Source organism: Christiangramia lutea (assembly GCF_022489035.1).
Classification (GTDB): domain Bacteria; phylum Bacteroidota; class Bacteroidia; order Flavobacteriales; family Flavobacteriaceae; genus Christiangramia; species Christiangramia lutea.
Map to the genome: position 1 here is coordinate 417,494 of NZ_JAKVTV010000002.1, position 13,490 is coordinate 430,983.

11 protein-coding genes are annotated in these 13,490 nt (G+C 37.7%); 2 read left to right on the forward strand and 9 right to left on the reverse strand.

Features of this window, described 5'->3' with window-relative positions:
* Positions 1-11: 11 nt before the first annotated feature.
* Positions 12-1,100 carry an AI-2E family transporter gene (locus ML462_RS08240; RefSeq protein WP_240713329.1) on the forward strand — a complete coding sequence of 363 codons (1,089 nt, stop codon included), beginning with the start codon at positions 12-14 and terminating at the stop codon, positions 1,098-1,100.
* Between the two features lie 5 nt (positions 1,101-1,105).
* The gene (locus ML462_RS08245; protein WP_240713330.1) at positions 1,106-2,287 is read left to right on the forward strand and encodes a class I SAM-dependent methyltransferase; all 1,182 of its coding nucleotides are present in this window, start codon (positions 1,106-1,108) and stop codon (positions 2,285-2,287) included.
* On the opposite strand, the gene flxY is transcribed toward ML462_RS08245, so the two are convergent.
* From flxY to ML462_RS08290, 9 genes are all read right to left on the reverse strand, one after another.
* Positions 2,288-3,562: a flexirubin biosynthesis putative acyl-CoA ligase FlxY gene (gene flxY / locus ML462_RS08250; protein WP_240713331.1), complete on the reverse strand. Its 1,275-nt coding sequence runs from the start codon at positions 3,560-3,562 to the stop codon at positions 2,288-2,290.
* Between the two features lies 1 nt (position 3,563).
* Entirely contained in the window at positions 3,564-5,225 is a 1,662-nt protein-coding gene (locus ML462_RS08255) for a C45 family autoproteolytic acyltransferase/hydrolase (protein WP_240713332.1), read from the reverse strand.
* On the reverse strand, positions 5,226-8,183 hold the full coding sequence (locus tag ML462_RS08260) for an MMPL family transporter (RefSeq protein WP_240713333.1): 2,958 nt from the start codon (positions 8,181-8,183) through the stop codon (positions 5,226-5,228). It lies immediately after the preceding gene.
* A gap of 32 nt (positions 8,184-8,215) precedes the next feature.
* Positions 8,216-9,421 carry a DUF2062 domain-containing protein gene (locus ML462_RS08265; protein WP_240713334.1) on the reverse strand — a complete coding sequence of 402 codons (1,206 nt, stop codon included), beginning with the start codon at positions 9,419-9,421 and terminating at the stop codon, positions 8,216-8,218.
* A gap of 62 nt (positions 9,422-9,483) precedes the next feature.
* On the reverse strand, positions 9,484-9,849 hold the full coding sequence (locus ML462_RS08270; RefSeq protein WP_240713335.1) for an ApeI family dehydratase: 366 nt from the start codon (positions 9,847-9,849) through the stop codon (positions 9,484-9,486).
* A gap of 28 nt (positions 9,850-9,877) precedes the next feature.
* Positions 9,878-10,501: a flexirubin biosynthesis/transport protein LolA2 gene (gene lolA2, locus ML462_RS08275; protein WP_240713336.1), complete on the reverse strand. Its 624-nt coding sequence runs from the start codon at positions 10,499-10,501 to the stop codon at positions 9,878-9,880.
* Entirely contained in the window at positions 10,488-11,234 is a 747-nt protein-coding gene (locus ML462_RS08280; RefSeq protein ID WP_240713337.1) for a polysaccharide deacetylase family protein, read from the reverse strand. The genes lolA2 and ML462_RS08280 overlap by 14 nt, the downstream gene beginning before the upstream one ends.
* A gap of 20 nt (positions 11,235-11,254) precedes the next feature.
* Positions 11,255-12,313: a beta-ketoacyl synthase chain length factor gene (locus ML462_RS08285; protein ID WP_240713338.1), complete on the reverse strand. Its 1,059-nt coding sequence runs from the start codon at positions 12,311-12,313 to the stop codon at positions 11,255-11,257.
* The gene (locus ML462_RS08290; protein WP_240713339.1) at positions 12,306-13,490 is read right to left on the reverse strand and encodes a beta-ketoacyl-[acyl-carrier-protein] synthase family protein; all 1,185 of its coding nucleotides are present in this window, start codon (positions 13,488-13,490) and stop codon (positions 12,306-12,308) included. Before ML462_RS08290 ends, ML462_RS08285 begins: the two co-directional genes overlap by 8 nt.

Sequence of the window (13,490 nt, forward strand, 5' to 3'; positions counted from 1 at the left end):
ATATTTACGCCGTGAAAGCACATGATTTTGCAAATGGAATTCTAAGAGCTACCGGTATCATGATTGGTATCGTGCTTCTTCTTTACTTTTTATGGGAAGTCCAGTCGGTGATTGTATATGTAGCCGTTGCCGGAGTGATCGCATTGGTAGGCAGGCCGGTGGTTATATTCTTACGGAACAGGTTAAAGATTCCCAATCAACTCGCGGTGATCATTGTGCTGATTCTAGTGCTAGCCATTTTTGTAGGAATTATTTTTGTTTTCATACCAATTGTTATAGAGCAAAGTAAATATTTAGGCCAGATAGATATAGAGGCTTTTAAAAGCGACCTGAATGACCTGAACACACAGATTAATAATTACCTGGGTATTCAGGAGATAAATATCATTGAGGCTTTAAAAAGAAGTGAGTTCATCAGAAATTTTGATGTGAGTCTAATTCCAAAATTTTTGAATAATGTTTTCGGGATACTTGGTGCTACCCTGGTTGCGTTATTTTCTATTCTGTTTATTTCGTTTTTCTTTTTAAAGGACAGCAAATTAATGTTGAACAGTATTTTGGTATTCGCGAATCGCGGAGAAGAGCAAAAATTCCAGCGAGTATTCAACAAGATCAAGGTTTTATTATCCAGGTATTTCGTAGGTTTAACCCTACAGATTTCTGTATTGTTCGTTCTATATGCAATTCTGTTATCTGTCTTTGAAATCAATAATCCTATCGCCATCGCGTTCATTTGCGCTTTCCTGAACCTGGTACCCTACCTGGGGCCATTAATCGCAGGGATCTTAATGGCTTTATTCGTTATTTCGAGTTTCCTGGGTGCCGATTTTAGCAGTGTAATTCTGCCAAGGCTTATTTACGTTATGTTAGGCTATGGCATTTGCCAGCTGATCGATAATTTTATTTCTCAGCCTATGATCTTTGGAGCCAGTGTAAAATCTCATCCTTTAGAGATTTTCCTGATCATACTTATTGCCGGTCTAATGTTCGGGATCACGGGAATGGTAGTGGCAGTGCCTTTTTATACCGCCCTGAAGGTAATCGCAAAAGAGTCACTAAGCGAATATAAGATCGTTAAAAGGCTAACCAGAGACCTCTAGCACTCATGTTGAACAAGGCTATCCTTGATCCGGAAGTTTCAGGATTCATTAAAAAGAATCTCAAAAAAGATCTACCTGCACTTATTCTGAAGGGAAGTCCGTTTGAAAAAGTCACTATCCAGGAGATCGCTGTGCAGATAAAGGGAATGCAGGTAGCGGAAAAAAAATTCCCTCATTTTTTTGAAAATTCTGAAATTCTATATCCTCCAAAGTTAAATCTTGAACAAACATCCTCTGAAATTACCGCAAGTTATAAGGCTGCGTTAGTGAAGGGAAAATCTGGTATTGACCTCACCGGAGGTCTTGGAATAGACTCTTATTTCCTTTCCAGAAATTTCGAAGATTTCACTTATTGCGAATTGAATGCAGACCTCGCTGAAATTGCCGCACATAATTTTACTGCGCTAAAAGCAGATAATCTCTCGGTCTATGCAGGTAATGGCCTGGCTTTACTTGAGAAAACAGATAATCAGTACAATTTGATCTATTCAGATCCTGCGAGAAGAGATGATCGTGGAGGAAAGGTTTTTAAGTTTGAAGATTGCGAACCCAATATTCCGGAGAATATTGACCTGATTTTTAGTCACACCGAAAATTTAATGGTTAAAAGCTCCCCTATTCTAGACATTAGCGCGGGGATCAATGAACTGAAATTTGTGAAGGAAATCCATATTGTAGCCGTTAGGAATGATGTTAAGGAATTGCTTTGGATTTTGGAAGAAGGATATCAAGGAGAACCAGTGATCGAGACTGTAAATTTTGAAAAAGACAGGATCCAGAAATTTTTAGCTGAAGTGACCAAAGAGGATGAAATGGTTAATTTCAGTCTTCCTGAAAACTACCTTTATGAACCAAATGCTGCTATAATGAAGAGCGGTTTATTTGATAAAATTGCCCTAAAAACCAATTCAAAGAAAATTCATCAACACTCCCATTTATACACGTCAGAAAAGCTTTTTGATTTCCCGGGAAGACGGTTTGAAATTGTTGGAATTAAAGAATTTAAACCATCTTTATTAAAGCGATACTTTAAGGGAAAAAAAGCGAATATAACAACACGGAATTTCCCGGAATCGGTAGAGAAAATCAGGAAAAAATTCAAAATTAAGGAGGGTGGCGACGATTATATTTTCTTTACCACAAACATGAATGAAGAGAAGATCGTCATTTTTTGCAAAAAGTTTTGATCACCTCAAATCCCTGAAAATTTGTGGTTTTCTGCTTCCCTTCGGAAATTTCAGATTGTTGATCTCTTCCAGTTTTAAAGCCTTTAATTCCGGAGTTACATTCAGTGTGGATTTAAAAAGATCTTTTAATTCACCTAATTCCTTAAAGTTATCTGGGATAAGCACCTGGACTAAATCATTGTTGAAATTATCCAATCTGGCCTCAATAATATAAGAATCTAGCTTCCCGTATTTATTCAATACCTCAATAATATGCTGCGGATATAAACTGGTTCCTTTCAGTTTCATCTTTTGCTGCTTTCTGCCAATTACAGAACTCAGCCTGATCGTATTCCTACCACAGGAACAGGGTTTATCTTGATAAGTAAGCATATCTCCTGTAGCAAACCTTAATAAAGGCATAGTTTCGGTACCTAAAGGTGTTACCACCAATTCTCCAATTTCCCCTGGAAGCACATGCTTGCCATTCTCTTTAAGAATTTCAGTGTGAATAAGATCTGTAGCTACATGATTTCCTTTATGATCGGGACATTCTGTGAATGCTGTAGACATTTCGGTTGAAGCATAGGTTGAGAAAAGTGTAATATTCCATTTCTTTGTGATCTTTCTACCCAGAGCATTAAGTTTGAAATCCTGATCTCTTAACGGCTCTCCTATACAGATCGCGGCTTTGATCGAGGAGTTCTTAAAATCAATTTTATTTTCCTCTGCAAACCGGATCATTTTCAATAAAAATGAAGGAACTGCTACCAGATAATTCGGTTTAAATCTCTCAATACTTTCCCATTGCAATTGCGGCAAACCGCTGCCAGTTCTAATGATCCCCGCTCCAAGTTTCCTTAAACCTAAAAAATAAGCCATTCCTGCCATAAACCTTCTATCCAGGGTAGTAGTGATCTGAACTTTATCTTCCTTCTTTACCCCGGTCATTAGATAGGAGCGGTATTCATTTTCAGCGAGACGATCCAGATCGGCATTATTCAGTGCAAAATTAACAGGACTGCCTAGAGTACCGGAGGTAGTCACAAAATCGATTATTTCTTCTTCCGGCACAGAAATAAATTCTGAATTGAACTTTTGAAGGTCTTCCTTTGAGGTAACTGGTATTTTAATTAAATCATCAAAAGATTTTATCTCATCTGGAGAGATAGAATTTTCAAGGAATAACCTCCTGTAATATGGAGAATTCTCAAAAATATAATCCAGTTGCTTTTTGAACAATTTCCATTGTTCCGCTTTAATAACTTCAGGATTTTGGAATGATTGATCTTGCATTTTAAAGTTTTCGATAGCTTTTTTTGATCATTTTCTCTATACGCTTTTCATCGGGCACGGTAGTAACTTCCCTTTTTTGAGCCTGTTTGAAATGGATTATGGCATTTTTATAATCTTCATGATTATAATAAGCTTGTCCGGCGAGAAACCATGCCTCCCAGAAATCCGGATTTAACTGAACTAACCTCCTGAGTGTTCCTTTCTCAACCGGGATTTCATTTGAAAGTTTGTCTTTCACCTTCACCTCCAGCTTCCTGAACTCTTCATAATCTTGAAAAGCTTTTGATTGAATAAATTCACTTTCAGGAATATTCTCCTGAATTTCAGCAACAGATTCGCCTATCAAACCATTTTCAAATTTCCGAAAAACCTTCTCCAGGTCATAGGCAACAAACTCTCCCATTTGGTAAGGGTTCGAGGAAACCCAAACCTTTCGCGATTCTGGTTTAAAAACAATTCCATGATGAGCTAAAAGCTGGTTGATCGCCTTTTCGTTACCGTAACCTAACCGTTTATCATTTAAACCTTTGGTATTCCTCAAAATCTTTACAGCCTTAACTGGATCTATCTTTTCAGCTTCAGAAACCAGCTCCTGCATGCGATCGAAGCGATATTTTGAATGACTTTCCTGAATCGCATTCAAATTGCGATAATCCCTGGCGTAAGCATCGCTTTGAAAATGATTACTGCAAATCAAATGATCTGAATTCTGAACTTCATAAACCCCAAAATTTGAAGGAGAAACCTCAATTAGAATGGCCTTTTTTTCATCTCCGCTACCCACCATGATCGATTCAGAAACAAAAACCTCTCTCTTACTGGCTATTTTAACGGCCTCGGCAGTACTTGAAGCATATTGCAGGATTTCCCTTGCCAAAAGACTTATCGGAGTTTTTGCTATAAATGGCATTTTAGACTTTCCAGCATTGATAGTAACCGTAATTCCCTTTTCATTCATGCCACTAACGGCTCCTATCATTCCTCCCCAGGTATACATCATGAACTTATTTCCCGAATCGGGTTTAACAAAAGCTACTATTTTCTGTTCACCAAATTCATCCCCGGCATAAAAATCAAAGTTTCTACCTAAAATCAGCTCTCCGTCCTCAGATTTTGAATCCCAGGCCGCAAACGAGGTACATCCAACCAGCATAAGATCCTGCAGGGCGTGTCCAATATCATGTGCTCCATGGAAATAAAGCATTCTTACGTATCCTGGTGCAAAATCGTCATATCTTTTCAAACCGTATCTGGAAACTCCGTAAATCTCCTGTTTATACTCTTCCGGGACATGCAGGTACATCTTTCTATTGAACCATGAAACAACAGACTTCAGAAATCCACGATAACTTTTTGAAGGCACCATATCCTGGAGCTTGTCCATAAATGCGATCTCCTGATGATGAATAAGCTCACGGGTTAAATTACCATTTGCCACCCCCCTTTCAAGTGCGTCCCCTTCCAGGTAAAGCTCCCATATACCCTGTTCATTCTGGTAGACCTGATTTTTTCCTAAACTGAAAAATTTTTCAGAATGCTTTATCCTGCTGGTGTCTATTTTTTCGATCCCAGAAAAATCAGGACGTTGCCGCATTGCCTTTTTGACCCCGCAAGAAGTAAGGAATAGAGAAATCGATAATATCAGCAAATACCAGGTCTTCATTTATTCAGCTCTTCGAAGTACTTTTATATTATTCTGACGATATACGATCTCAAAATTAACGTCCAGCAACCACCTTGTTGGAAATTCTGAATCGATAAAGATCACTTTATCTGCTTGCTTTAAGATCAATTCTTTTAAAATCCCTTCCTGGTAAAAATTACCATAGATCACATATACTTTGGTTTCAGGAAGCTCTTCAGTATATGAATAGAAAGCGATATTTGCGATTTTAGATCTTCCGGTGCCACGCGCAAAATTCAGAGCCTCTACATCATTTTCGTAGGCATGTATGGCCGAATTTTCAAATTTATAGGATAGGAAAAGTGGAATTATTCCGTAACCGGAATTTATAACGGTGATACTTTCACCATTTTCGATATACCTGCTTATCCTTAGATTCTTCTCCCGAATCTTCCTGAAATTCTTTCTAACTTCCGAATAAATAGATTTGTAACGGTAATTATCGAGAATAGCGCGTTTATGATATAGTTTTTCACTTTCGCTTTTAGAGATCCTACCCTTGTAATCACCCAGCTTTTTGAAATAAAGAGGTGATTTTCCAATTTTCACCCTGTTCAGAACCAGTTTGCGGAAAATGGCACGTTGTATTACAAAACTCACCGAAACCGCAGTTAGAACACCAATTATTGAAATTATTGAAACCGATCTTAAAGCAGGATGCTGAGCGAATATCAATGCCCCCATTCCCAAAAGGGTGGTAATTACTGAAATTAAAATAGAGGTTTGATAAGTCTTTAGCTCGAAACGACCTGTTTCGTATTCATTCAGGCAAGCGTTGGTAATGAAAATGCTGTAATCAAGCCCTAAACCGAAAATAAAAGTTGAGATAATTATATTCAGAATATTGAATTCAATCTTTAAAATCGCCATGATACCAAGGGCACAGATCCAGGTAATTACTATGGGTAATATAGTAAATAAACTTATTTCAAAATTACGGTAAGAAATTAGCAATACCATAAAAACTGCAAAAATCGAAATAAGAATAAGCCTGTTAAAATCGCCTTTTAGGTTACCCAGGAAGTTCTCGTTCATAGCCTGCCTGTCTAATGCAAAAACTCCGGGTTCATCCTGAAAATAAGAAACAAATTCCTCAGCTTTATCCTTTTCAAGGCTTACGGTACTTGTAACCGTTGCCAGACCTTCTCCCTCTGAAATAAAATCATTAAGGTAAAGCGAACCTGCATTTTTGTAATCATCAAGGCCTATGGTTTTAAAATCCTTATTAATTAAATCATAGAATTCACCAAAGGTTCCAGGCCTGAAACCAAATGCTGAGGAGACATCGTCAAGATTCTCCTTTAAACTATCTGCTTTAGAAACTGTCCAGAAATTATCCCAATTCTCAATTTTCAAATCCTGGGTGGTGGTTGAATGTATCACTCCCCCAATACTGCTAAAATTCGTTATCAGTTCTTCATTCTTGAACTCCTGTAGTTGCTCATATAACCTACTATTCTGGGATAGTGCTTCATCTACAGAATTTCCGTAAGTAACCATATAAACACTCTTTCCAGACCTTCCTGCCAAAGTTTCGACTTCCTGTTCCAATTTTTTGATGTTATCTGGCTCATAGTTTAGTTTGGAAAGATCACTATTAAATTCAACCTTGTTGAAAAAGAAGATCGAAACTACGAAAATAACAAGGATAGTAACTACTAAAGTTTTCACCTTGGAATAATCGAATCCAGCAATTTTATCTAGAAACGTAGAATGACTGGCATTTTGCGGTCCGGGATGATAAAACAATGGAATAAGGATAAGAGAAAAAACCGATGACAATAAAACACTTATCGCGGCAAAAATTCCAAGATCATTAAGTGCTTCACTACGAACAAATATCAGGCAGAGAAAAGCGATGGCCGTGGTTAGGCTGCTCATAAGAACAGGTTTAGAAATATCACGGTATAGATTTTCTATATTATTATTATTCCGGAAATGGGTTAAGATATGCAATGCATAATCAAGGGTAACCCCAAGAAGGATCGCTCCGATTCCCAAAGAGATAGAAGAAACACTACCCTTAAATATACTTAGAGCTGCAATTGCAGAGATACCGGCCAGCAAACTGGGTAAAAATAACAGCAGCGGAACATAGATCTTTCGGTAAAAAAATACAAGCAGCAACAGGAGTAAGCTTACTGCAATTCCCATGGTAAGCTGTATATCCTTTTTTATTCGGTTTGCATTAGCCAGGGAGTATAATACACCACCAAAATAAGAGGCTTCAACATTAGTATATTTTTCATTAAGCAGTTTAACCGTGGCATCAAGAGAATCGATAAAGTCCTGATTTTTGTTGGTTTCAGAGGAAGGATAAACCGGGTCCAGGAAAAGAATGACACTTTTCCTGTCTTGAGTGATCAGGTAATTCTTATAAATACTGAAATCATCTCCTACCTGTAGTTCCTGCAGTTTAGCCAGTCCCAGATTTGTAAAACTTAATGGATCTTTTAAAAAATAATCTTTGGTTACAAACCCAGTGGGTGACAATAATTGCCTGTATCCAGATTCAAATCTCCTGTGAATACTATCTGGATACAACCTTTTCCCTATCTGCTCATAATCACCCTCATCAAGGAATATAGGCAGGTTACTGTATACAAAATTATAGATCTGCGTTAGATCCTTTTCAGGTATGATGCCTTTGACCTCACTAACGTAGTCTGAATAATCATTCTTTAGAATTCCTGTGATCTCATTAGCATATTTAACCAGAGAGTCTGGATTCACTTCGTCAGATTCTGTCGAAATACTCAGGATTAATTTATCTGAAAAGTCAGCTTCCTTCAGGATCTTCTTAAGTGTTTGCTGTTTTTCTCCTGAAGGAATGAGCTTGGTAATATCCTCTTCAAAATGAATATTCCAGGCAAAGAAAGAGACGATTAAAGCATAGAAAAGCAAGAGGGAAAAACCGATAATTTCATGGTTTTTCAAATAATTGTGAATATTAAGGAAAGCTCTATTCATCAAGGTTTCACCACCTGCTTTTGGTTAAAAACCGAAAATAAAAAATAAAATACAATCCACAGGCTTATCGCCATTACAATTGCCAGGGCGAAACTTCCCATTATATATTGCCAGAGTCCCATAAAGACATCGGTACCTGAATCGAACTTTTGCAATTTGAGATCCCAGTCAAATCCCTTTCCCGTAATGAAAGAACCCATTTGATAACTGGCGTAGATTATTACCGGTATAAAAGGCGGTATGCTTATATTGGAGAATAAAAAGGCTATAACCTTATTTAAATTAAAAACTGCTGCTAGTGTAAATACCAACAGCGTATGTATTCCCCAACATGGAGATATCCCTACAAAAACCCCCAGAGCTATAGCAGCCGCCTTCTTATGTGGTGGTTCCTGACTCTTTATGATATCTTCTTTCCAAAACCTTTTAAAACCTTTTTTCTTAAAATCCTGGTATTTATTCCGGGGATGAATATAAAAGAAGCTAACCAAGACAAACCACATATAAAGCAAGACAATTCTAACAATATCCCAAAAAGGTCTGAAGTGAGTTACCCTATCCCCTTCCTGGTAGTGAACTTTAATAGGTATATTCTTTACTTCAGCTTTTTTCCATGCGGCTTTCACCAGAACTTCGATTTCCAATTCAAACTTCCAGGTGATTAGCTTTAGCGAGTTGATAAGCTTAACCGGGTACAAACGATAACCACTTTGAGTATCGTGTAATTCAATCCCAGTTACCACTAAAAACCAGAAATTTGAGAACCTGTTTCCTTTACTGCTTTTTCCGGGAATACCATCCCTGCCCATATTCCGGTCACCTACCAGTAAGAGCTTTGGATCATCGTTGTCTCTTAATTCAAGTTCAGTTAGAAATACATCCAGATCATCTGGATAATGCTGACCGTCTGAATCTATGGTGATGGCATATTCATAACCTAATTCCTGTGCAAACCTGAAACCTGTTTTAAGAGCGATTCCTTTTCCCTTATTTTCAGGATGGAATTTATGATGAAATTCAGGATGTCTTTCCAGGATCTCGGCGGTAGAATCGGTAGAACCATCGTTGATCACAATGATCCTGCTGGTATAGAGCTTTAGATCGGTTAAAAAATTATCGAGCGAATGTGCATTATTGTAGGTAGGTACAATAACACAACAGTTAAGATCCTCAAACCTTTTTTGAAAAACCGGCTCTTTTTTCACTCTGATTATATTTAATGCAAAAATATTATTTATTCAAGGAGGATCATAACAGAAGGCGGTAATTAGCAGGCTTTGTATAAAGAATTGATCTTTAAAACAATACCTGTGCTATTCTTAGCGATCCCTTTTAGTTTAATAAACTCCCCGGTTTCGGTAAGATTGGATTCAAGGATTAATTCATCTTCCTGTGTAGGATCGAAAACTGCCGTAAATTTCACATTATCGGCTCTAACTAATTGAAGCCTGATTCCGAAGATCCTTTCAGCTTCTTCTTTGAAAAGTTGCATTAATATTACTCCCGGGGTCACAGGTCTTCCCGGAAAGTGACCCTTATAAATTTCATGATCCTTATTTACTTTTAAGCTAGTTACCGCATCATCGCCGGCAAGCGTAGTATTAGAAACTTCATAAAAATCTTCCAGAATCATAAGCTAGGTTTAGGAAGGGCAAGATACTTTAGTTTTGAAAAACTGAGGGAGGAAAAGCCTGATTTATTTTGATGTTCTTCATGGAAATCTCGGTGTAATCCCCCATGGGATCTATAAGTCTCACAGATTTAATTAGATGATCTGAATTAAAATTTATCCATATTTCCCTGAACATTTCTAGTAGATTTTCATCCCTGGGAATTATAACAGCCTTTACATTCTGCCCGGCATGATGATAGGTGATATCAAAATCCGTATCGGCCATGAGAATCTTACCATTGACACTTCCGGCTACCAATTCACCCATTTTCTCAAATAGCTCATTTGATGACAGGTCAACTTCAGACATTTGACCTTCTTCATTTATAAACAGTTTAGAATCCTTAAAAAGAAGTTGATAATCGTAGGGCCTGGTGTATTCCCATTTTAACGTATTTGGCGACTGATAATAAACTTTTCCCTGGCTCTCTGGATCTTCATTCATCATACTCATATGCTTGGTTTGGGAGAACTCTGCATAAAAGTTATTGATATCATTAGATTTTTGAATTACACTGGCTTTAAATGCCTGCTGCTCAGAGTTGCTTAAAGCACCATTCTGAGCGAACACTCCAAGACTAAAAAGAAAAATAAAAACTTTAACTATACGCATGAATATCAAATAATCTATCCGGTCTTACCGTACTGAAATTACGTTGCTTTAGAATTACCAATAATTGTTCCAAGACAGGCCCGGTCTTAAGCATATTATCATGCAAAAGAATAAGGTCTCCCCGGTTTAGGTCCCTGGTAATCCTTTCAAGTATTTTTTCAGGAGATTTAGTGATCGCATCATAAGGCCTGTTATTCCATCCTATAACCTGGTGACCAGTTTTTTTCAAGGCTCTTTGAGTTTTAGGGTTTATAATTCCAAATGGAGGACGAAAGAATTTCATCTGTACCCCTCCTATTTTCTCAGCAACTTCATTACACTTATTGATTTCTTCTATTATCCTCTTGCTGCTAAGCATACCCATTTTCCTTGTATGCGAGAAAGTATGATTACCAACAATGTGACCTCTTTTAATGATCTCCCTGAAAATCTCCGGATGCTTTTGAATATTCTTTCCAATACAGAAAAAGGCTGCCTTTGCATTATGCTTATCCAAAATATCGAGGATCTTCAACGTATTTTCAACTGGGCCATCGTCAAAACTTAAGGCAACAGAATTCTCGGGATATTCCGGATTTTTATTATAAGCTTTTACAAAAAAATTAAACTGTACATTGGTTGATAACACCAACATCAGAATGATATAAACCAGGCAGATCAAAATAACCGGCCAGAATGGCCAGGCCTCCAGGTAGTAAAGTGCGATCGCAAAAATTGCTGCTACCGCGAACAAAGTTTTAATTAATTTAAAGATCAAAGGCTCTGCAAAAGTATAAATCCATGATTTCTTCCCAGGTATTGATTATAAATCAAAATCTTCTGTGGGACATCGCAATTTAAAGTATTCAGTTTAAAATTTTCAGGAATCTTTTTCTCTTTCAATATTTTTGCACCCATCCAGAATGCATAGGAAGATACAGCATTATTCTCTCCAACCATATGTTTAAAGCCCAGCTGGCTTTTTCCTGAAAATATTCCATTTTGAATCTCATCATAATACTTATCGAACCGGTGATCTCCATTCCTGCCCAGGATCACTACATCAATATCTTCGAATGAAACTCCATTACGTTTTAAAAATTTTTGAATTTTAGAAGAAATATCGGATACATCAATAGAATTGAATATTCCAACATCGATAAATTCTGCATAAGATGTGCTTTTTTTTTCTGAACCTAAAGTAAAAAATGCCGCGGATTCTGAAATTATGGTACCAGGTGTATTACTATTGTAAAGGTTGATATTCCTTATTTTTTCCTTCTTGATCTGCCCATCCAGTGTCTGGAATCCAGTGAATTTTTCTGAGGTTTCATCCACTCCACCAACCAGGATATTCTCAACATCCGGGTCTTCAAATTGCAGCTGAGTATCTATCAATGCACTTTCAAAAGAAACAGAATTTTGAGTAAAAGTGAGATTATGTCCCGTGCAATTGAGGTCAAGGGCGATCTGCCCGCCTACAGTATTATGAGTCGACTGGATAAAAGATGTGGGACTTAACAATCCTTCCTCAGAATCCAGCATATTGCCCATGAACTTTTCAGTATCCTGCATGCAACCCTGCCCCGTGCCTACCAGAATCGCATCCGGAATCTGCACATTGGCATCCTTTAAAGCCATTTTAGAACAATAAAGGCTCATTTTTACAGCTTTGGACATTCGTCTGAGCATTATTGGTTTAATTACAGACTTGTAATTGAGATCAACTGCATGTAGAATATTCTCCTTGGAAACATGTGGTTCTAAACCTTCAAAGACACGCTCAGGCTGCGGGGAAATAGATGATATACCATTTATATAAACCCTACTCATCCTTTTTAAAAATTAAAGAGGTACAATTGCCCCCGAAACCGAAGGAGTTAGAAAGGATGGTGTTTATTTCCTTATTTTGAATTGAGGTGACAGGATCCAATCCGGTTTCCTTCATACTAGTTTTAAAATTCAAATTAGGGTATATTTCCCCGTATTGAATTGAAAGCAGGCTGAAAATTGCTTCTACGGCTCCCGCGGCTCCTAAGGTATGCCCCGTAAAACCTTTGGTAGAACTGAAGGCTGGAATGTTTTTTCCGAATATTCTTTGAAGAGCTACACTTTCTGAGAGATCATTATTCCTGGTTCCAGTACCGTGTGCATTTATAAAATTGATATCAGATCCCGATAATCCCGCTTTGTTCAAGGCTTTAGATATTGCTTTAAAAGCTCCTTCTCCGTTTTCAGAAGAAGCAGTTTGGTGAAAGGCATCATTTGCATTTCCATAACCTGAAACACGGCCAAGGACGCTTCTGCCTGAAGTATATTCTTCTGCTTCCAGCAATAGATATCCGGCAGCTTCTCCAAGATTTAAACCGGCACGATCATCATCAAAAGGCAGGCTCTTTTCCTCAGATAGGATCTTTAATGAATTAAAGCCATTCAGGGTAAATTTCGTAAGACAGTCACTTCCGCCAACGATCACCCGCTTCAATTTTCCGGATTGAATCATTTGTGCTCCCATCATGATCGCATTGGCTGAAGAAGAGCAGGCGGTACTTATGGTTGTAACAAATCCATTGAGACCAAAATATTCAGCGATCTTTTCTGTAGTGAATCCGGGATGTTGCGCCTGTATATATTTTCTATATTCAGGATTTTCGCTGTAATCATAAAAATGCTGTTCTGTTTTGTCGATTCCTCCTATGCTAGTACCGGAAATAAATCCTGTTCCTTCCGGAAACTGATCATATCCGGAATTTTCAAGCAATTCTTTCACACTATGTACCGCCAATAAAGCTGATCTTGTATAAGAATGGTTTTCAGGAAGGTTGAGAATAGTAGCTAATTCAGCATTGCTTAACTTAATTTCTCCAACAGGTAAATGGGAATGCTGCGTTGATAGAATCTCCGGGTTGGTTATTCCGTTCTTAGCATTTTTAAGAGATAAATGGTTTTCATTTAGATTTCTGCCAATTGCAGATATAATTCCCATCCCGGTGACGGCTACCCCTTTCAT

Bases quoted from the DNA above. Each gene is read 5' to 3' on its own strand.
- ML462_RS08290 (WP_240713339.1), bottom strand. From the start codon at position 13,490: ATGAAAGGGGTAGCCGTCACCGGGATGGGAATTATATCTGCAATTGGC.
- flxY (WP_240713331.1), bottom strand. From the start codon at position 3,562: ATGCAAGATCAATCATTCCAAAATCCTGAAGTTATTAAAGCGGAACAA.
- ML462_RS08255 (WP_240713332.1), bottom strand. From the start codon at position 5,225: ATGAAGACCTGGTATTTGCTGATATTATCGATTTCTCTATTCCTTACT.
- ML462_RS08285 (WP_240713338.1), bottom strand. From the start codon at position 12,313: ATGAGTAGGGTTTATATAAATGGTATATCATCTATTTCCCCGCAGCCT.
- ML462_RS08245 (WP_240713330.1), top strand. From the start codon at position 1,106: ATGTTGAACAAGGCTATCCTTGATCCGGAAGTTTCAGGATTCATTAAA.
- lolA2 (WP_240713336.1), bottom strand. From the start codon at position 10,501: ATGCGTATAGTTAAAGTTTTTATTTTTCTTTTTAGTCTTGGAGTGTTC.
- ML462_RS08270 (WP_240713335.1), bottom strand. From the start codon at position 9,849: ATGATTCTGGAAGATTTTTATGAAGTTTCTAATACTACGCTTGCCGGC.